Raw genomic sequence first — 20554 nt, 5'->3', positions numbered from 1 at the left:
AATACCTATGGCACTCACCCGTTCCCCCGCCTCGTCCGCCGCAGCCACCGACGCGGCGAGCCGCTTCGCGCCCGGCAAGACGCGCGACATCGTCTGTCTCGGGCGTCTTGGCGCGGATCTCTACGCGCAGCAGGTCGGCGCGCGGCTCGAAGACGTCTCGACCTTCTCGAAGTACCTGGGCGGGTCGTCGGCGAACATCGCGTTCGGCTGCGCACGGTTAGGACTCCGGTCGGCCATGCTCACGCGTGTCGGCGACGATCACATGGGCCGCTTTCTCGTCGAAACGCTCGCGAAGGAAGGCTGCGACACGAGCCACGTGCGCGTGGACTACGAGCGCCTGACCGCGCTCGTGCTGCTCGGCCTGAAAGATCGCGACACGTTCCCGCTCATCTTCTACCGCGAGAATTGCGCCGACATGGCCGTCGACGCGGGCGACTTCGACGAAGCGTTCATCGCCTCGTCGAAAGCCCTGCTCATCACGGGCACGCACTTCTCCACCGAGCAGGTGAACCGCACGAGCCTCGCGGCGCTCGACTACGCGCGCCGCAACAACGTGCGCACGGTGCTCGACATCGACTATCGCCCGGTGCTGTGGGGCCTCACCGGCAAGGCCGACGGCGAGACGCGCTTTGTCGCGAGCGAAGGCGTCTCCGCCCACCTGCAGCGCATTCTGCCGCTCTTCGACCTCGTGATCGGCACGGAAGAAGAGTTCCGCATTGCCGGCGGCAAGGAATCGCTGGCCGAAGCTCTCATGCGCGTGCGCGAAGTCACCGGCGCCACGCTGCTCGTCAAGCGCGGGCCGCTCGGCTGCCAGATCATCGAGGGCTCCGTGCCGGCCTCGCTCGACTCGCTGCCGATGCAGCGCGGCGTGGAAGTCGAAGTGCTCAACGTGCTGGGCGCGGGCGACGCGTTCGCCTCGGGCTTCCTCTCGGGATGGCTGCGCGATGCGTCGCTCGAAGACTGCGCGCGCGCCGCGAACGCGTGCGGCGCGCTGGTGGTGTCGCGCCACGGCTGCGCACCGGCCATGCCGACGCCCGCGGAACTCGACTACTTCCTGAGCGAAGCCGCCGCCGACCCCGTGCGCATGCGCCGCCCCGACCGCGACGCGACGCTCGCGCGCCTGCACCGCGTGACGCCGGCGCGCGTTCAGCACGACGAAGTGCTGGGCTTCGCCTTCGACCATCGCAACCAGTTCTTCGACCTCGCGCAGCAAACGGGCGCCGACGAAGCGCGCATTTCGCAGCTCAAGAACCTCTTCGTCGAAGCCGTCGCCCAGACCGAGCAGGCGCTCGGCCTGCAAGGACGCATCGGCGTCCTGATCGACGACCGCTATGGCCAGGACGCGCTGAACGCGGCCACCGGGCGCGGCTGGTGGATCGGCCGTCCCGTCGAGCTGCCCGGTTCGGTGCCGCTCGTGTTCGATCACGGCCGCTCGATCGGCACGACGCTGGCGTCGTGGCCCGTCTCGCACACGGTCAAGTGTCTCGTGCAATATCATCCCGACGATCCCGTCGAGCAGCGCATCGAGCAGGAGTCCCAACTGCGCGCGCTCTACGACGCCGTGCAGGCCAGCGGCCACGAACTGCTGCTGGAAGTGATTCCGCCGAAGCGCGACGGCGTGCCGAACCCGCCCGATACCGTCTACCGCGCGCTCAAGCGCCTCTACAACATCGGCCTCTACCCCGAGTGGTGGAAGCTGGAGCCGACGGACGCCGAACAGTGGCGCGCCATCGACGCGCTGATCGCCGAGCGCGACCCGTATTGCCGCGGCGTCGTAATGCTCGGACTCTCGGCGCCGGTCGAGCAGCTCGAGGAAGGCTTCCGTCTCGCGGCGCAGTCGGCCACTTGCCGCGGCTTCACGGTGGGCCGCACGATCTTCTATGAACCGAGCCTTGCCTGGCTCGCGGGCGAGATCGGCGACGATGAAGTGATCGCCCGCGTGCGCCGCACGTTCGAAACGCTGATCGCCGCCTGGCGCGCCTCGCGCACGCAACCGCAAACCGGCGCCGACGCGGCGCTCACCCGCGAGGAGAAAGCAGCATGAACCAGCGCATTGCTCCCGCCGCGACGGAAAACCACCCCGCTCACCCGAGCGTCCAGCAGGCCGCGCACGGCCCGACGGTGCGCCTCACGGCCGCCCAGGCGCTGGTGCGTTATCTAGCCGCGCAGCGCGTGGCCAGCGAGGACGGCTCGGGCCGCACCGAGCCGCTCTTTGGCGGCGTGTTCGCGATCTTCGGCCATGGCAACGTGGCTGGGCTCGGCGAGGCGCTCTATCAGTGGCGCCACGAACTGCCCACGCTGCGCGCGCACAACGAGCAGGCGATGGCGCACAGCGCGATCGCCTACGCGAAGGCGCATTTCCGCCGCCGCATGATGGCCGTGACCACGTCGATTGGCCCCGGCGCGACGAACCTCGTCACCGCCGCTGCGCTCGCGCACGTGAACCGCCTGCCGCTGCTGCTGCTGCCCGGCGACATCTTCGTTTCGCGCGAGCCCGACCCGGTGCTGCAGCAGATCGAAGACCTGCACGACGGCGGCCTCTCGGCCAACGACGCGCTCAAGCCGGTCTCGCGCTACTTCGACCGCATCGTCCATCCCGCGCAGTTGCTCACGGCGCTGCCGCGCGCCATGCGCGTGCTGACCGACGCGGCGCTGTGCGGCCCCGTCACGCTCGCGCTGCCGCAGGACGTGCAGGCCACCGCATGGGACTACCCGGTGAGCTTCTTCACGCCGCGCCTCGTGAGCTTTCATGCGCCCGCCCCGGTGCAGGCCGAGATCGACAGCGCGCTCGACCAGCTCTCGCGCGCCAAGCGTCCGCTGATCGTGGCGGGCGGCGGCGTGCTGTACTCGCGCGCCTCGGAAACGCTGCAGGCGCTCGCGGCGGCGCGCGGCATTCCGGTCGCCGAAACCCAGGCCGGCAAAGGCGCGCTCGCGTGGGACGACCCGCTCAACGTCGGCGCGCTCGGCGTGACGGGCTCGCCCGGCGCCAACGCACTCGCGCACGAAGCCGACTGCATTCTCGCCGTCGGCACGCGGCTGCAGGACTTCACGACCGGCTCGAATTCGCTGTTCCAGCACGCGCACGTGATCGGCGTGAACGCCAACGGCTTCGACGCGCTCAAGCACAACGCGTGGACCGTGCAGGCCGACGCGAAGCTCGCGCTCGCCGCGCTCGGCGAAGAGCTCGGCGAGTGGCGCGCGGACGCGGGCTGGACCGCCAAAGCCCTGAGCCTCGCGGGCGAATGGCGCGAGCGCGTCGAGGCGCTCACGCATGCCCCGCAGGAACGCAACTCCCTGCCCTACGACGCCGACGTGATCGGCGCGGTGCAGCGCTCGTCGAGCCGCTCGCCCGCGGAAGACATCGTCGTCTGCGCGGCCGGCACGCTGCCGGCCGAACTGCACAAGCTCTGGCGCGCGGGCCGGCCCGGCGCCTATCACGTCGAGTACGGCTACTCGTGCATGGGCTACGAGATCGCGGGCGGCCTCGGCGCGAAGCTCGCGCGGCCCGATCGCGAAGTGATCGTGATGGTGGGCGACGGCAGCTACCTGATGATGAACAGCGAGATCGCCACCTCGGTGATGCTCGGCGCGAAGCTCATCATCGTCGTGCTCGACAACCGCGGCTACGGCTGCATCAACCGCTTGCAGCAGGCCACGGGCAGCGCGCCGTTCAACAACCTGTTCGACGACTGCGCGCAGGGCCCGCTCGGCGCGCCGCGCATCGACTTCGCCTCGCATGCGCGCTCGCTGGGCGCCCAGGCTGAGCACGTCGCGAACGTCGCCGAACTCGAGGCCGCCATGCAGCGCGCCCGCGCCTCGGCACGCACCTACCTCATCAGCATCGACACCGATCCCGCGCGCACGACCGCGGACGGCGGCTGGTGGTGGGAAGTGGCCGTGCCCGAAGTGTCGGCGCGCGCGGCGGTGCGCGAAGCACGCGAACACTACGACGAACGCCTGGCCTCGCGCAGCCGCGGCGAGGAACCCGCCGCGCAGCCGGAAAACACGGCGCCCGCGGCCGCACCGGCCGACGCCGATGGCGCCGACGCACCCGTGCCGCGCAACGACGATCAAGCCTGAGGAACGCATATGAGCGCATTTGAAGTACGCATCGGCATCAATCCGCTTTCGTGGATGAACGACGACCTGCCGTCGCTGGGTGGCGAGACGCCGCTCGAGCTCGCGCTGACCGAAGGGCGCGAGATCGGCTACGAAGGCTTCGAGCTCGGCAACAAGTTTCCGCGCGAGCCGCAGGCCCTGAAGACCCTGCTCGCCCAGTACGACCTTTCGCTCGTATCGGGCTGGTACTCGGGCATGCTGGCGCGCCGCAGCGTGGAGGAAGAGATCGCCGCCGTGGACAGGCATCTCGACCTGCTCGCGAAAAACGGCGCGACGGTCATGGTGTACGGTGAAGTGGCCGATTCGATCCAGGGCGCGCCGCGCCCGCTGTACCAGCGGCCGCGCTTCTTCAGCGACGCGCAATGGGATGCCTACGCCGCGCGCGTGGACGCCTTCGCGCAGCACACGCTCTCGCGAGGCGTGCGGCTCGCCTATCACCATCACATGGGCGCTTATGTCGAAACGCCCGCCGACGTGGACAAACTGATGGCGCGCACGAGCGACGCGGTAGGCCTGCTGTTCGACGCGGGGCACATGACGTTCGCGGGCGGCGATCCCGTCGCCGAGCTCGACAAGCACATCGCGCGCGTCTGCCACGTGCACTGCAAGGACGTGCGCCCCGCCGTCATCAAGCTCGCGCGCAACCGCAACTGGAGCTTTCTCGACGCCGTGCTCGCGGGTGCGTTCACCGTGCCCGGCGACGGGGCCGTCGACTTCCCGACGATCATCGATCGCCTCAAGCGCCACGGCTATCGCGGCTGGCTCGTGGTCGAGGCCGAACAGGATCCCGTGATCGCCCCGTCGTATGCCTACGCGCAGAAGGGCTATCGCACGCTGCGCGAGCTCGCCGACGCGCCGCCCCTGTCACCGCTATCGGCAACATCGACCGTATCGAAGGAGGCAGCATGAGTCTGCTCGTGAAGGCCGCGCGCGAAGGCCTGACCATCGCGCGCGTCACGCCCGCCAGCGCGGGCTGGCGCTACGTGGGCTTCGCCGCGCACCGGCTCGCCGAGGGCGACGTGGTCTACGTGTACGAAAAAGACCGCGAAAGCTGCATTGTCGTGCTCACGGGCACGGTGGATATCGAGGCGGGCGGCGAGCGCTGGTCGAGCCTCGGCTCGCGCGACAGCGTGTTCGAGGACACGGCGCCCTGCGCGCTCTACGTGCCGCCCGGCGTAAAGGCGACCGTGCGCGCCACGCGCGCGGCAGAGGTGGGCGTGGCGAGCGCGCCGGCGCAAGGCACGCTGCCCCTGCGTCTCATCGAGCCTGCCCAGATGAAGCGTTCGACGCGCGGCAAGGGCCTCAATACGCGCTACGTCTGCGACATCCTCCCGCAGACCGAGCCCGCGGAATCGCTGCTCGTGGTGGAAGTGCGCACGCCCACGGGGCATTCGTCGAGCTACCCGCCGCACAAGCACGACGCCGATCGCCTGCCGCAGGAAAGCGCGCTGGAAGAAACCTACTATCACCGGCTGAACCCGCCGCAGGGCTTCGCGTACCAGCGCGTCTACACCGACGCGCGCGACCTCGACGAAACCATGGCCGTGGAGGATCACGACGTGGTCATGGTGCCGCGCGGCTATCATCCGGTCACGGTGCCGTATGGCTACGACTCGTACTATCTGAATGTCATGGCCGGCCCGCGCCGCGAGTGGCACTTCCACAACGATCCCGCCCACGAATGGATCATCGAGCGCGATGCGAAGTAATCCGAAGCAAGCGCAGTGCCCCTGAACGCAAAAAGCCGCCTGCAAAGGCGGCTTTTTGCATCATCCCCAGGCCAGCCGGGGGAGCACCTCACGCCAGCCTGAACTTCCCCACCAGCCGCTTGAGCGCCCTGGCCTGGTCGTCGAGCGACTGGGCGGCCGCCGTGGCCTCTTCCACGAGCGCCGCATTCTGCTGCGTGCCGGCGTCCATCTGCGTGACCGAGCGGCTGATCTCCTCGATGCCGGCGCGCTGCTCGTGCGACGCCGCGGAAATCTCGCCGATGATGTCGTTCACGCGCTTGACCGCCTTCACGACGTCGTCCATCGTGCGGCCGGCGTCCTGCGCGAGCGTCGAACCGTTCGCCACGCGCTCCACCGAGGCGCTGATGAGCGACTTGATCTCCTTCGCCGCCGTGGCGCTGCGCTGCGCGAGATTGCGCACCTCGCCCGCCACCACCGAGAAGCCGCGCCCTTCCTCGCCCGCCCGCGCTGCCTCCACGGCCGCGTTGAGCGCGAGAATGTTGGTCTGGAACGCAATGCCCTCGATCACGCCGATGATGTCGGCAATGCTCTTCGCGCTGTCGTTGATCTCGTTCATCGTGGAGACCACGCGGCCCACCACGGCGCCGCCCTTCTCCGCGATCTCCGAAGCGTTGCCCGCCAGCGTGCTCGCCTGCGCCGCGTTCTCGGCGTTCAGGCGCACGGTGGAGGTGAGCTGCTCCATGCTGCTTGCGGTGCGTTCGAGCGCGACCGCCTGCTCTTCGGTGCGTTTCGAGAGGTCGAGATTGCCGGTGGAGATCTCGCCCGACGCCGAAGCAATAGCCTCCGCGCTCGCGGCAATTTCCGCTACCGTCACCGAAAGGCCTTGCTGCATGTCGCGCAGCGCGCCAAGCATGCTCGAGGCGGCACGCGCATCGATCTTCACGGGCTGGGCGAGGTCGCCCGCGGCAATGCGGCTCGCGATCGCCTTCGCTACCGCCGGATCGCCGCCCAGTTGCCGCGAGATGCGCCGCACGACCCATTCGCTCACGAAGAACGCGAGCACGAAGAGCGCGGCGGTGGCCGCGGCGATCATCACGAACGACGACTTGAAGATGAACGCCGCCGCCGAAATCGTTTCTTTCGCCGCGGCGCCGCGCTGCTCCACGAGCTGGTCGACGAGCTTTTCGAGCTTCTCCGTTTCGACGAGCAGCGAGACGTCCTGCGTGGCGACCTGCCAGCCCATCTGCGAAAGATCGAGCGGCTGCGCCTTCACGAGCGTCACGAAATCGTGCAGATGGCCGCTCCAGGTCGAACTCGCGCTCGCCAGCTTCTTCTGGAGATCGAGCGCCGCGCCGCCCGAGCGCTGCGCGTCCTGCTGCAGCTGATTCATCTCGCTGCCGAGCGCCGCGAGATCGTGGTCGATATCCTCGCCCAGCTCGTCGCGCTCCTTGGCCGTGGTGGCCGTCAGCAGCATCTTCTGGGCGCGGCTCGCGCGCAGCATGTGACCGCGCATCTCTTCGGCCGCGCGGCTCGCCACATAGCCCTGTTCGTAGATCGATTGCGTCGAGCCGTTGAGGCGGCTGATCTGCGTGAGCGAGAACACGCCCACCGCGAGCGTGCCGATCAGCAGCACGGCAAATGCGGTGCGCAGCGTCGCCTTGACCGAAAACGCCTTGCCGCCTTGCCGCGCGGCTCGAGAGGAGGTCTGGGCCGCGCCTGCGGCGCCTGTGTCCTGGGGCACGAAACCGGCTTGCCGGCTACCCTGCGATACAGCTTTCATCTTTTAACGATCTCCTGTCGACCAGCGTTAGCGCTTTAGCGCTTACTCCGGTCCCATGCAACGCAGCGTGTTGTCGGGCGCGCGGACTTATCGGCACGGTGCGCCACAACCCGGTCAACGGCAGATTTACGCGCGATCTTTAGCGTCGCGCGAGTATCGGTCTCGCGTTCCGGCCCCGTAGCAACGCGCCTCGTGGGCGCGCGCACCGGCGGGTTATACCCGACCAAAAAGCATCGCCAATAAAACGGCCGCGGGGAATGTCCCAATCTCGACAAAATATGTCCTGACGATGCAGACGAGACACATTACACTGCGTCTCATAACTCCTATACATGACCCTTTCATGCCGTCGCCGCATCTTTCATCCCACTGGGATACGGCGCCCGCATGAAGCTCTCTGCCTTTGGACACCATGGAAACCAGCCTCGACAAGCGCGCCCTGCCCGGCGCCGCCCCCGCGTCTGCGCCGAGCGCCGCCGGCGCCCAGCGCACTGTGTACTCCGTGCTCGGCGCGATCAGCTTTTCGCATCTGCTCAACGACATGATCCAGTCGTTGATCCTCGCCATCTATCCGATGCTGAAGGACAACTTCTCGCTGTCGTTCACGCAGATCGGCCTCATCACGCTCACCTACCAGATCACGGCGTCGATGCTGCAGCCGCTCGTGGGCGTCTACACCGACAAGCGGCCGATGCCGTACTCGCTGCCCGTCGGCATGGGCTTCACGCTGTGCGGCCTGCTGCTGATGTCGGTCGCGCCGACCTTCGGGGTGCTGCTCGTGGCGGCGGCGCTGGTGGGCTGCGGCTCCTCGGTGTTCCATCCCGAGTCGTCCCGCGTCGCGCGCATGGCCTCGGGCGGCCGCCACGGCCTTGCGCAGTCGCTTTTCCAGGTGGGCGGCAATGCGGGCTCGTCGCTCGGGCCGCTGCTCGCCGCGGCCATCATCATTCCGCACGGCCAGCGCAGCATCGCGTGGTTTTCGGTCGCCGCGCTCGTCGCCATGTTCGTGCTCACGCAGATCGGCCGCTGGTACAAGGCGCATCCCGGCATGAAGAAAAAGCGTGCCGAGGTGCCGCACGTCGCGCTCGCGCGCGCCCGCGTGGCGAGCGCCATCGGCGTGCTCGTGCTGCTCGTGTTCTCGAAGTACTTCTACCTCGCGAGCATCAACAGCTACTTCACGTTCTATTTGATCGACCGCTTCCATCTGCCCATACAGGCCGCGCAGATACATCTGTTCGTGTTCCTCGCCGCCGTTGCCGCGGGCACGATCATCGGCGGCCCGGTGGGTGACCGCATCGGTCGCAAGTACGTGATCTGGGGCTCGATTCTCGGCGTGGCGCCCTTCACGCTGCTGCTGCCCTACGCGAACCTGTTCTGGACCGGCGTGCTGACGGTGATCATCGGCATCGTGCTGGCCTCGGCGTTCTCGGCCATCCTCGTCTATGCGCAGGAGCTGATTCCGGGCAAGGTCGGCATGGTGGCGGGGCTCTTCTTCGGCTTCGCGTTCGGCCTCGGCGGCATCGGTGCGGCCGTGCTCGGCCAGCTTGCCGACGCCACGAGCATCGGCTTCGTCTACAAGGTCTGCTCGTTCCTGCCGTTGATCGGCATCCTCACCGTGTTCCTGCCCGACGTCGAGGGCAAGCGGGCGAAGAAGGCCGCGGCCTGAGCGACATGCGAGGCTCCTGAGCCTCGCCGCGTGAAAGACCGTGAAAGACATGACGGCCGGATGCCCTTGAGGCGCCGGCCGTTTTCTTTTGGCCCGCGTTTTGCGCTGCATGGTGCCGCCCACGGGACGTACTACACTAGGTTTGACGGCAAGACATTCACGTTGCGCGCATCGCAAGCCGATCCGAAGCACCCGTCCCGACGAGGGCCGCCGCCGCCCTTCGTGACGCCCACGCGCGAGGTCCGCCATGCAATTGTCCACGGTAGCGGTCGTCAAGCCCGAGGCCACCAACTTCGTCCTCGGACAATCGCATTTCATCAAAACGGTCGAAGACCTGCACGAGGCGATCTACGGCGCCGTGCCGGGCATCCGTTTCGGACTCGCGTTCTGCGAGGCGTCGGGCAAGCGGCTCGTGCGCCGCTCGGGCACCGACGACGCGCTCGTCGAGATGGCGGTCGACAACGCGCAGCGCATCGGCGCGGGACACAGCTTCATCGTCTTTCTCGGCGACGGCTTCTTCCCCGTCAACATGCTCAACGCGATCAAGGCGGTTCCCGAGGTCTGCCGCATTTTCTGCGCGACGGCCAATCCGACCCAGGTGCTGATTGCGGAAACGGACCAGGGGCGCGGCATTGTCGGCGTGGTGGACGGCTTCCCGCCGCTGGGCGTCGAAACCGAAGACGACGTGCGCTGGCGCAAGGATCTGCTGCGCGCGATCGGCTACAAGGCTTGAGCGCCGATGAACGCATCCGTCGGCCTGCGCACCGCCCTCGAACGGCAAACGGCGCTGGCGCTCGGGCGCGGCGCGCTGCTGCCGATCGAAACCGCGCTGACTCCGATCGACGACCACGGCGTGCGCTTCGCCGTGCGCGTGGCGGCCAATCTCGTGCGCAAGGACGCGGCGCGGAAAACGCAGGACACCCAGGCACTGCGCAATCCCTTTCTGCCCTATGACGACGACCTCTTCGTCGCCGGTCTCTCGCCCACGCACGTCGCACTGCTCAACAAGTTCAACGTGATCGATCGTCACTTGCTGATCGTGACGCGCGCCTTCGAACCGCAGGAAGCGCTGCTCGATGCCGCCGACTTCGCGGCGCTCGTCATGGCGCTGCGCGAACTCGACGGCCTCGGCTTCTATAACGGGGGAACGGCGGCAGGCGCGAGCCAGCCGCACAAGCACCTTCAAGTGGTGTCTTTGCCGCTTGGGCGCGACGGGCCGCCCGTGCCCATCGAGGCGCTGCTCGACCGCACGCACGTCATGCACGAAACGCTGCCGGTCGAAACCGTGCCCGACCTGCCGTTCTGCCATGCCTTCGCGCGTCTCGATCTTGCCGAAGGCACCGTCGAGGAAGCCGCGCGCGAGGCGCTCGCATGCTATCGCGAGCTGCTCGACGCAGCGGGCGTCCCTGTTGTCTACGTGAGCGGGGCGGCACACCAGGGCGCGCCGTACAACCTGCTCGTCACGCGCCGCTGGATGCTGGCGGTGCCGCGCTCGGAGGAGCGCGCGGAAGGGATTTCGGTCAATGCGCTCGGCTTCGCGGGCTCGTTCTTCGTGCGCGACGCCGCGCAATTACAGGCACTCAGGAGCCTCGGGCCGATGACGGCGCTCGCGCGCGTAGCCGTGGCGCGCTAGGCCACCACGAGCGGTTCAAGCGCCGCGCGCAGCGCATCGGGCAGCGCGCTCACGGGCCGGCGCGTCGCGCGATCGACGTAGACGTGCACGAAATGGCCCTGCGCCGCAGGCGCCTCCTCGCCCTCGCGAAAAAGCCCCACCTCGTAGCGCACGCTCGACGAGCCAAGGCGCGCCACGCGCAATCCCGCGTCGACGCGCTCGGGAAACACGAGCGGCGCGAAGTAGTTGCACTGCGTTTCGACCACGAGCCCGATCGTCGCGCCGTGCTCGATGTCGAGCGCGCCCGCGCGGATCAGATACTCGTTCACGACGGTGTCGAAGTAGCTGTAGTAGACGACGTTGTTCACGTGGCCGTAGACGTCGTTGTCCATCCAGCGTGTGCCGATAGGCAGAAAGTGGCGATAGCCCGCGCGGGCGACGGTGACGGGTCGGTTCATCGGCATGATCCTGGGAAGGCGGTACAGGGAACGTTGCGAGGACGGCGCGCCGGTGCGCGCATCACTGCCCGGGCCGTTCGACGAATTCGAACGGCAGGCCGCGCCGGCGCATCCATTCGCCAAGCGCCTGACCCGTGCCCGCGCGCCACGGCCGCAGCTTCGCGGGCTCGACGAGGCGGTATTCGAGCAGTTCCGGCGAGAGCGAGATCGTGCCCGTCGCCTTCACGTGATACGCAATGATGAGCTCGTTCTTGCGGATGAACTCGTAGACGCCGACGAGCTCGACGCTCTCCGCGCGCAGCGCCGTCTCTTCGAACACCTCGCGCGCAATGCCCTCCTCGGGCGTCTCGCCGTTTTCGAGGAAACCGGTGATGAGCGCGAACATGCCCTCGGGCCAGGCGGCGTTGCGCGCGAGCAGCACGCGGCCCTCGTATTCGACGATCGCCGCGACGACGGGCAGCGGATTGTTCCAGTGCACATACCCGCAAACGAGATCGGGGCAAGCAAGGCGAACGCGGCCGCCTTCGTGGGCGGGGTCGGCGCGTTCGGTGAGACGCGAGGCACAGCGGGGGCAGAACTGGTAGTCGCTCATGTCGATGGGGGCATGCGCAGGGCGAACCCGAAGCCGCCACGCGGCCCGACGGGCACGCTCACGGCGGACGCAAAGCGACTATTCTAGTGCGCTATCCGGCCGCGCGTGCAGGCTCGCCAGACGAGGCCGAGCGCGCCGGCCACGAGCGCCGCCGCCGCGAGCCACAGCGAAGGCGAGAAGGAGCCGGTCGCCGCCGCCAGCGGCGCGGCCACGAGCGGCCCGGCGATCTGGCCGATGCCGTAGGCGGCCGTGGCATACCCCATCAGCGCGGCGGCATGCTCGCCGCGCAGCAGGCGGGCCTCGCGCATCGCGAACAACGTGATGGCCGTGAACGGCAGCCCGATCAGGATGCTGCCGAACGAAAAGCCCGCCGCGTTCGGCCAGACGATCCCCAACGCAATGCCCACAGCCTGGACCACATAGCAGCCCGCGAGCATCAGGCGATTGTCCCAATGCAGCGGCAGGCGGGCGCCGGCGAGCGCGCCCACGATCAGCGCCGCGCCGCACATCGGCCAGAACAGGTCGGGCCACGCGGAGCCCGGCAGCGCATGGCGCGCGATCACGGGCAAAAAGGTCGCCGTGATGATGTAGCCGAAGCCCGGCACCCCATAGAGCAGGACGAGCCAGAAGGCGTCGGCGCGAGGCTGATCGGGCGCGGCGGAGGCATTGGCGCCGGCTGCGAACTTTGCGGCCCCCGCCGCGTGGAGCGTCGGCGCGCACTTTTCCTCGCACTTTTCCCGCCTGTCCTCGCCGAAAGTGGGCCATACGAGCACGGCAAGCACGGCGCTGATCAGCCCGAAGCCGATCCAGCCGGCGCGCGCCCCAAGTCCGCCCGCCGCGCTGACGATAAGCCCCGTCGCGACGATGCCGACGCCCGGCCCCGTATAAATCACGCCGCCCCACTCGGGCGCGCTCAATTCGGCCAGACGCCGCAAGCCCCATTGCGAGGCGAATACGAAGGTCCACGCGCTCACGGCGCCCGCCACGAACCGCACCACGGCCCAGATCCAGAACTGCTGCGTGAGCCCCATCGCGAGCGTCAGCAGGACCGTTGCCGCGAGGCCCACACGGACGATCGTCGCATGGGCGCCGCGCAGCGCCACGCAGCCGAGCGCGCCCGCGAAGTAGCCCGCGTAGTTGAGCGACGCCAGCCAGCCGCCGTGGCGCAGGTCCAGGCCGCCGCCGTGCAGCATCAGCGGCAGCAGCGGCGTGAACGCGAAGCGGCCGACGCCCAACGCCACCGCGAGCGTCACCATGCACGCGAGCGCGGCCCGGCGCGCGGCATCGGGACCGTGCGAACGGCCACGCGGCTCGGCGGGAGACGCGGCGGGGCGGGAGACGAAATCATTCATGGCGGCAGGAGACGCGAAAGGCGCAAATCGACTTTCAGTATCGTAGGCCATTCAATCAATCACGAAAAATGAATTATGATGAACGAATTAATCCCAAGGAGAGAATCATGGATCTGATCGCGCTGGCCATTTTTCGGGCGGTGGTCCACGAAAACGGCGTGACGCGCGCGGCGGCCAAGCTCAACCGCGTGCAGTCGAACGTCACGACGCGGATCAAGCAGCTCGAGGAGCAGCTCGGCGCCGATCTCTTCACGCGCGACGGGCGCCGGCTCGTGCTGACGCCCGCGGGCGAAACACTGCTGCCCTATGCCGAGCGCCTGCTTGCGCTCGCCGACGAAGCGCGCCACGCGGTCAAAAGCGGCCGGCCCTCGGGAAGGCTGCGCCTCGGCACGATGGAGAGCACGGCCGCAAGCCGCCTGCCCGGCGTGCTCGCGCGCTATCACCAGGACTGGCCCGAGGTCACGCTCGAACTCGAGACCGGCACCACCGGCCACCTGACCGGGCGCCTGCGCGAATTCGAGGTGGACGCCGCGCTGATCTCCATGCCGCTCGGCGGCCCGCCCGATGCCGCACTGTTCGAGTACGTGCCGGTCTATCGCGAGGAACTCGTGATGCTGACCCCGCGCGGCCATCCGCCGATCCGCCAGCCTGGCGATGTCGCCCTCTCCACGCTCGTCGCGTTCGAGCGCGGCTGCGCCTATCGCAGCTACATCGAGCGCTGGTATCTCGAATACGGCATCCGGCCCACGCGCGTGCTCGAACTCGGCTCGTATCACGCGATCATTGCGTGTGTGGCGGCGGGCGCGGGCGTGGCTGTCGCACCGCGCTCGGTGCTGGAATTGCAGCGCAACGTGGATGACGTTGCGATGCATTCGCTGGGGAAGCACGGACTCGTCGACACGCTGCTCATCTGGCGGCGCGGGCACTTTTCGCCGGCGCTCGACGCGCTCAAGCGCGCCCTGCTGGAAAACGCCGGGGGCGCGCAGGAGGCGGAACACGCGCAACAAAAAAGGGCTGCCCTCACGGACAGCCCTTCCTGAAACCCGCCAACAAGCGAGTCGGCGCTTACAGCTTCGCCTCGACCCAGCCCTTCACGCCCGCGAGCGCGGCCGGCAGGTTGGCCGGCTCGGTGCCGCCCGCCTGCGCCATGTCGGGACGGCCGCCGCCCTTGCCGCCCACCTGCTGGGCGACGAAGTTCACGAGCTCGCCCGCCTTGACCTTCTTGCTGGCCTCGGCCGTGACGCCCGCAATCAGGCTCACCTTGCCGCTCTCGACCGCCGCCAGCACGATCGCCGCGCTCTTGAGCTTGTCCTTGAGTTTGTCCATGGTCTCGCGCAGCGTCTTGACGTCGGCGCCTTCGAGCGTCGCCGCGAGCACGTGCACGCCGTTCACCTCGACGGCCTGACCTACCAGCTCGTCGCCCTGGCTCGACGCCAGCTTCGACTTGAGCGCGCCCAGTTCCTTTTCGAGCGACTTGACCTGATCCTGCACCTGCGCAATGCGCTGCGTGAGCTCCGCAGGCTGCGCCTTCAACGCCGCCGCCGCCGCGTTGATGCGCGCGTCGAGCTCCTGCACGTAGCGCACGGCGTTGTCGCCCGTGATCGCTTCCACGCGGCGAATGCCCGCGGCCACGCCGCCTTCCATGACGATCTTGAAGAGACCGATGTCACCGCTGCGCGTCACGTGCGTGCCGCCGCACAGCTCGCGCGAAAAGCCGAGGTCGAGCACGCGCACTTCGTCGCCGTACTTCTCGCCGAAGAGCGCCATCGCACCGCCCTTCACCGCTTCGTCGAACGGCATCACGCGCACGATGCCGGGCGCGTTCGCGAGCACTTCCGCGTTGACGATCTGCTCCACGCGGCGAATTTCGTCGTCCGTCATCGGCGCGTTGTGGGCGAAGTCGAAGCGCGTCTTGTCGGCGTCGACGAGCGAGCCCTTCTGCTGCACGTGGGTACCGAGCACTTCGCGCAGCGCCTTATGCATCAGGTGCGTGGCCGAGTGGTTGCGTTGGGTGCGGGCGCGGCGAATCGCGTCGATTTCCGCCTTCACGACGTCGCCCACCTTGAGCGTGCCCTGCTCCAGCGTGCCGTGATGGCCGAAAACGTCGGCCTGAACCTTGAGCGTATCGGTCACCGCGAAGCGCACGCTCGCGTTCGCGATCACGCCCTGGTCGCCCACCTGGCCGCCCGATTCCGCGTAGAACGGCGTGTGGTCGAGCACGACCACGGCGTCCTGGCCGGCCTTCACTTCGTTCGCCGACGCGCCGTCCACGTAAAGTGCGACGACCTTCGCGTCGTCGAACACGATCTCTTCGTAGCCGTGGAACGTGGTCTTCGCGCCCGAGTACTCGAGGCCCTGCGTCATCTTGAACTTGCCCGCCGCGCGGGCCTGCTCGCGCTGGCGCGCCATGGCGTCGTCGAAAGCCGGTTCGTCGACGTTCACGTTGCGTTCGCGGCAAACGTCCGCCGTGAGGTCGAGCGGAAAGCCGTAGGTGTCGTGCAGCTTGAACGCGAGCTCGCCGTCGAGCGTCTTGCCGCCCTTCTTCTCCAGATCGGCGAGTGCGGCTTCGAGAATCGACATGCCGTGCTCGATGGTCTCGAAGAAGCGCTCCTCCTCCTGGCGCAGCACGTCGGTCACGCGCTGTTCGGCTTCCTTCAGTTCCGGATAGGCCGCGCCCATTTCGGCAACGAGGTCCGCCACGAGCTTGTGGAAGAACGCGCCCTTCTGGCCTAGCTTGTAGCCATGGCGGATCGCGCGGCGCACGATGCGGCGCAGCACGTAGCCGCGGCCTTCGTTGCCGGGGATCACGCCGTCGACGATCAGGAACGAGCACGCGCGGATGTGGTCGGCAATGACCTTCAGCGAGTTGTTCGTAAGGTCGGGCGTCTGCGTTTCGCGCGAGGCGGCCTTGATGAGGTTCTGGAACAGGTCGATCTCGTAGTTGCTGTGCACGTGCTGCAGCACGGCCGCCAGGCGCTCCAGCCCCATGCCCGTATCGACGCACTGCTTGGGCAGCGGCGTCATGTTGCCCTGGGCGTCGCGGTTGAACTGCATGAACACGAGATTCCAGATCTCGATGAAGCGGTCGCCGTCTTCCTCGGGAGACCCCGGGGGGCCGCCCCAGATTTCCGGGCCGTGATCGTAGAACACTTCCGAGCACGGGCCGCAAGGGCCGGTGTCGGCCATCTGCCAGAAGTTGTCCGAAGCGTAGCGCGCGCCCTTGTTGTCGCCGATGCGGATGATGCGCTCGACCGGCACGCCGATTTCCTTCGCCCAGATGTCGAAGGCCTCGTCGTCTTCCTGATAGACGGTGACGGTGAGCTTTTCCGCCGGGAGGCTGTAGACCTTCGTCAGCAGTTCCCAGCAATAGTGGATCGCGTCGCGCTTGAAGTAGTCGCCGAACGAGAAGTTGCCGAGCATCTCGAAGAACGTGTGGTGACGCGCCGTATAGCCGACGTTCTCCAGATCGTTGTGCTTGCCGCCGGCGCGCACGCTGCGCTGCGCGGTGGTCGCGCGCGAGTACGGGCGCGATTCGGTGCCGAGGAACACGTCCTTGAACTGCACCATGCCGGAGTTGGTGAAGAGCAACGTGGGGTCGTTGCCCGGCACGAGGCTCGACGAGCGCACGATCGTGTGGCCCTTCGATTCAAAGAACTTGAGGAATTTCTCGCGGATTTCAGCGGCTTTCATGGCGTGCTTGCGGGCGTCCTGTGCGTATGTCCCGGCCTTCGGGCTCGCCTCGCGGCACGCCGCGCGCGCAAATCGTGCGCCGACGTGACGGCCGGAGAGCATGCCGGAGGGGTTCGTACTGGGTTCGTAGCGGTTTCGATCAGCGGCTAACCCGGCGCAAAACGGCGTGTTCGCGCGTGCATCGCTCGCTGGGGAATCGGTCGATTATACGGGATCGAAGCAGGCTCGCGGCAGCACGCTCCGCCCGGTGTGCGAAGGCGCGACATCGCACGCGTACTCGCCGCGCGGCATCGTGTCCCGTGGTTGCTGTCGGCGCAAAGTTCCGCTTAGCGAAACATCGTCCCGAAATTTGGCACGCAAGCCCGGGATCGCTTAAGATGCCGTGAACGCACCGCGCCTCGCGGCCAGCCAGACAACGACATTGGAAGACACTCCATGGGCGCCTTGAGCCATATCCGTGTACTCGACCTGACCCGCGTGCTGGCGGGCCCATGGTGCGCGCAGACTCTCGCCGACTTCGGCGCGGACGTGATCAAGGTGGAGCGCCCCGGCGCCGGCGACGACACGCGCCACTGGGGCCCTCCGTACCTGAAGACACCCGACGGTCAGGACACGGCCGAAGCCGCCTACTATCTCGCCGCGAACCGCAACAAGCGGTCCGTGACCCTGGATATCGCCACGCCGGAAGGCCAGCGCATCGTGCGCGAGCTGGCCGCGCAAAGCGACGTCGTGCTCGAAAACTACAAGGCGGGCCAGCTCAAAAAATATGGCCTCGATTACGCGTCGCTGCGCGAAGTGAAGCCCGATCTCGTGTATTGCTCGGTGACGGGTTTCGGCCAGACCGGCCCTTACGCGTCGCGCGCGGGCTACGACTTCATCGTGCAGGGCATGGGCGGCTTCATGAGCATCACGGGCGAGCGCGACAGCCTGCCCGGCGGCGGCCCGCAGAAGGCGGGCGTGGCCATTGCCGACCTGATGACGGGCATGTACGCGACCATCGCCGTGCTCACGGCCCTCACGCACCGCGACCGGACCGGCGTGGGCCAGTACATCGACATGGCGCTGCTCGACGTGCAGGTGGCCATGCTCGCGAACATGAATTCGAACTACCTCGCGAGCGGCAACGCGCCCGCGCGCTGGGGCAACGCGCATCCGAACATCGTGCCGTACCAGGCGTTCCAGACGAGCGACAGCTGGATCATCATCGCGGTCGGCAACGACGGCCAGTTCCGCAAGTTCGTCGAAGCGGGCGGGCGGCCGGAACTCGCCGACGACGTCCGTTTCGCGACCAATCCGGAGCGCGTGCGCCATCGCGACACGCTCGTGCCGGTCCTCGCGGAGATGGTCCGCACGCGCGCCAAGGCCGACTGGATCGCGGCGCTGGAGGGGGCCGGCGTGCCCTGCGGGCCGATCAACGATCTCTCCGAGGTATTCGAGAACGAGCAGGTCGTGGCGCGCGGAATGCGCGTGGATCTGCCGCATCCGTCGGGCGGCACGGTCAAGCTCGTGCGCAATCCCGTGCGCATGAGCGAGACGCCGCCGCGCGCGGAAAGCCATCCGCCAACGCTTGGCGAACACACCGACGAGGTGCTGCGCGACGTGCTCGGCTATGGCGACGACGAGGTGGCGGCGCTGCGCGGCAAGGGCGTGGTCTAGCTGCGCCCGCGCGGCCCGAGGGCTGTCGTGCCCGGTTGCGTCAGGTAGAATGGTCATCATCAGCCCGGCGCGCGTGCCGACGCAATCCCGGTGGTATCCTGGTGGAATTCCGGCAAAAGCACGCGCCCTCGAACGATCTTCCCTTTTCGCATGAATACCGAACGTAAAGACGCCGACCGCACGGACGCGCCTGCGGCATCCAATTTCATCCGCAACATCATCGACGACGACAACCGCTCGGACAAGTGGGGCCAGCGCGTGGAAACGCGCTTCCCGCCGGAGCCGAACGGCTATCTGCACATTGGCCACGCGAAGAGCATCTGCCTGAACTTCGGCGTCGCGAAAAGCTACGGCGGCGTGTGCCACCTGCGCTTCGACGACACGAACCCGGAGAAGGAAGACGTCGAGTACGTCAACTCGATCATCGACGCCGTCGAGTGGCTCGGTTTCGAGTGGAAGAAGGACGATCGCGAATACCTGTTCTACGCGAGCGACTACTACGACAAGCTCTACGAGTTCGCCGAACTGCTGATCCAGCGCGGCAAGGCCTACGTGGACAGCCAGTCGCCGGACGAGATGCGCGCGAACCGCGGCTCGGCCACGGAAGCCGGCAAGAACTCGCCGTTCCGCGATCGTGCCGTCGACGAAAACCTCGACCTGTTCCGCCGCATGAAGGCCGGCGAGTTCGAGGAAGGCGCGCACGTGCTGCGCGCGAAGATCGACATGGCGTCGCCGAACTTCAACATGCGCGACCCGGTGATCTACCGCATCCGCTTCGCGCATCACTACCGTACCGGCGACAAGTGGTGCGTGTATCCGATGTACGACTACACGCACTGCATTTCGGACGCGCTGGAAAACATCACGCATTCGCTGTGCACGCTCGAGTTCGAAGACCATCGCCCGCTCTATGACTGGGTGCTCAACGAACTGGCCGACGCCGGCGTGTTCACCCGCCCGCTGCCGCAGCAGATCGAATTCTCGCGCCTGAACCTCACCTATGCGATCACGAGCAAGCGCAAGCTGCTGCAACTCGTGACCGAAGGCCACGTGGACGGCTGGGACGACCCGCGCATGCCCACCATCGTCGGCGTGCGCCGCCGCGGCTTCACGCCCGAGGCGATCCAGCTCTTCTGCGAACGTATCGGCGTGACGAAGGTCGATTCGTGGATCGACATGAGCGTGTTCGAAGGCGCGCTGCGCGACGACCTCGACGACAAGGCGCCGCGCACGGCCGCCGTGCTCGACCCGCTCAAGCTCATCATCGACAACTATCCGGAGGACAAAAGCGAAGACTGCACGGCCCCCGTGCACCCGCACCATCCGGAGCGCGGCCTGCGCACGTTCCCGATCTCGCGCGAGCTGTGGATCGAGCGCGAGGACTTCAACGAAACGCCGCCGAAGGGCTACTTCCGCCTGTTCCCGGGCAACAAGGTGCGTCTGCGCTATGGCTTCGTGATCGAATGCACGGGTGCGGACAAGGACGAGAACGGCAACGTGATCGCCGTGCACTGCAACTACTTCCCGGACAGCAAATCGGGCACCGAAGGCGCGAACAACTACAAGGTCAAGGGCAACATCCACTGGGTGAGCGCGGCGCATGCGTGCCCGGCGGAAGTGCGCCTCTATGACCGCCTGTTCCGCGAAGAGCAGCCCGACGCGGGCGGGCGCAACTTCCTCGAAGCGCTCAATCCGGATTCGAAGCGCGTGGTGCAGGCGTATCTGGAGCCCGGCGCACGCGACGCGGCGCCGGAAGACCGCTATCAGTTCGAGCGGCACGGCTACTTTGTCGCCGACCGCTACGACTCGAAGCCCGGCAAGCCGGTGTTCAACCGCATCGTCGGCCTGCGCGACAGCTGGGGCAAATAAGCGCCACGAGCGTTCCGCGAGTCGCAAAAAAACCGCACTTCATAGTGCGGTTTTTTATTGGCGCGGTCGCGGCGG

Annotated in this window: 15 protein-coding genes; 10 read left to right on the top strand and 5 right to left on the bottom strand. The window is 67.6% G+C overall.

Annotated elements, in window-relative coordinates:
• Window positions 1–7 precede the first annotated feature (7 nt).
• From BAC01S_RS02840 to iolB, 4 genes are read left to right on the top strand one after another with little or no spacing between them, the layout of a single operon-like run.
• The gene (locus BAC01S_RS02840) at window positions 8–2044 is read left to right on the top strand and encodes a bifunctional 5-dehydro-2-deoxygluconokinase/5-dehydro-2-deoxyphosphogluconate aldolase (protein ID WP_027793397.1); all 2037 of its coding nucleotides are present in this window, start codon (window positions 8–10) and stop codon (window positions 2042–2044) included.
• The gene (gene iolD, locus BAC01S_RS02835; protein ID WP_027793396.1) at window positions 2041–4080 is read left to right on the top strand and encodes a 3D-(3,5/4)-trihydroxycyclohexane-1,2-dione acylhydrolase (decyclizing); all 2040 of its coding nucleotides are present in this window, start codon (window positions 2041–2043) and stop codon (window positions 4078–4080) included. The genes BAC01S_RS02840 and iolD overlap by 4 nt, the downstream gene beginning before the upstream one ends.
• A gap of 9 nt (window positions 4081–4089) precedes the next feature.
• Window positions 4090–5028, top strand: coding sequence for a myo-inosose-2 dehydratase (iolE, locus tag BAC01S_RS02830; protein WP_027793395.1), 939 nt, complete (start codon window positions 4090–4092; stop codon window positions 5026–5028).
• Window positions 5025–5828 carry a 5-deoxy-glucuronate isomerase gene (gene iolB / locus BAC01S_RS02825; RefSeq protein WP_027793394.1) on the top strand — a complete coding sequence of 268 codons (804 nt, stop codon included), beginning with the start codon at window positions 5025–5027 and terminating at the stop codon, window positions 5826–5828. The genes iolE and iolB overlap by 4 nt, the downstream gene beginning before the upstream one ends.
• 88 nt (window positions 5829–5916) lie before the next feature.
• Here the strand turns inward: iolB and BAC01S_RS02820 are convergent, their stop codons facing one another.
• Window positions 5917–7587, bottom strand: coding sequence for a methyl-accepting chemotaxis protein (locus tag BAC01S_RS02820; protein ID WP_027793393.1), 1671 nt, complete (start codon window positions 7585–7587; stop codon window positions 5917–5919).
• Window positions 7588–7999: 412 nt separating this feature from the next.
• Between BAC01S_RS02820 and BAC01S_RS02815 the strand changes: the two genes are divergently transcribed.
• From BAC01S_RS02815 to BAC01S_RS02805, 3 genes are all read left to right on the top strand, one after another.
• Window positions 8000–9250, top strand: coding sequence for an MFS transporter (locus tag BAC01S_RS02815; RefSeq protein WP_027793392.1), 1251 nt, complete (start codon window positions 8000–8002; stop codon window positions 9248–9250).
• 247 nt (window positions 9251–9497) lie between these two features.
• Window positions 9498–9983 carry an adenosine-specific kinase gene (locus BAC01S_RS02810; RefSeq protein ID WP_027793391.1) on the top strand — a complete coding sequence of 162 codons (486 nt, stop codon included), beginning with the start codon at window positions 9498–9500 and terminating at the stop codon, window positions 9981–9983.
• A 6-nt stretch (window positions 9984–9989) separates the two neighbouring features.
• Complete coding sequence (locus tag BAC01S_RS02805; RefSeq protein WP_027793390.1) at window positions 9990–10883, top strand: ATP adenylyltransferase family protein; 894 nt, start codon at window positions 9990–9992, stop codon at window positions 10881–10883.
• Here BAC01S_RS02805 and BAC01S_RS02800 read toward each other — a convergent pair.
• The 3 genes from BAC01S_RS02800 to BAC01S_RS02790 form a co-directional block, all read right to left on the bottom strand.
• Window positions 10880–11320: an acyl-CoA thioesterase gene (locus BAC01S_RS02800; RefSeq protein WP_027793389.1), complete on the bottom strand. Its 441-nt coding sequence runs from the start codon at window positions 11318–11320 to the stop codon at window positions 10880–10882. The genes BAC01S_RS02805 and BAC01S_RS02800 overlap by 4 nt on opposite strands.
• Before the next feature lie 61 nt (window positions 11321–11381).
• Entirely contained in the window at window positions 11382–11912 is a 531-nt protein-coding gene (locus tag BAC01S_RS02795) for an NUDIX domain-containing protein (RefSeq protein ID WP_027793388.1), read from the bottom strand.
• Window positions 11913–11995: 83 nt separating this feature from the next.
• The gene (locus tag BAC01S_RS02790) at window positions 11996–13264 is read right to left on the bottom strand and encodes a YbfB/YjiJ family MFS transporter (RefSeq protein WP_027793387.1); all 1269 of its coding nucleotides are present in this window, start codon (window positions 13262–13264) and stop codon (window positions 11996–11998) included.
• Between the two features lie 107 nt (window positions 13265–13371).
• Here BAC01S_RS02790 and BAC01S_RS02785 point away from each other — a divergent pair, with 107 nt between their 5' ends.
• Entirely contained in the window at window positions 13372–14304 is a 933-nt protein-coding gene (locus BAC01S_RS02785) for a LysR family transcriptional regulator (protein WP_027793386.1), read from the top strand.
• A gap of 25 nt (window positions 14305–14329) precedes the next feature.
• Here the strand turns inward: BAC01S_RS02785 and alaS are convergent, their stop codons facing one another.
• Window positions 14330–16954, bottom strand: coding sequence for an alanine--tRNA ligase (alaS, locus tag BAC01S_RS02780; RefSeq protein ID WP_027793385.1), 2625 nt, complete (start codon window positions 16952–16954; stop codon window positions 14330–14332).
• A gap of 435 nt (window positions 16955–17389) precedes the next feature.
• Here alaS and BAC01S_RS02775 point away from each other — a divergent pair, with 435 nt between their 5' ends.
• On the top strand, window positions 17390–18610 hold the full coding sequence (locus BAC01S_RS02775; RefSeq protein ID WP_027793384.1) for a CaiB/BaiF CoA transferase family protein: 1221 nt from the start codon (window positions 17390–17392) through the stop codon (window positions 18608–18610).
• Window positions 18611–18760: 150 nt separating this feature from the next.
• Entirely contained in the window at window positions 18761–20479 is a 1719-nt protein-coding gene (locus tag BAC01S_RS02770; RefSeq protein WP_027793383.1) for a glutamine--tRNA ligase/YqeY domain fusion protein, read from the top strand.
• Window positions 20480–20554 lie beyond the last annotated feature (75 nt).

This window comes from Paraburkholderia acidipaludis NBRC 101816, from assembly GCF_000684975.1.
GTDB lineage: Bacteria > Pseudomonadota > Gammaproteobacteria > Burkholderiales > Burkholderiaceae > Paraburkholderia > Paraburkholderia acidipaludis.
This window is presented reverse-complemented; position numbering and strand designations above follow the sequence as displayed.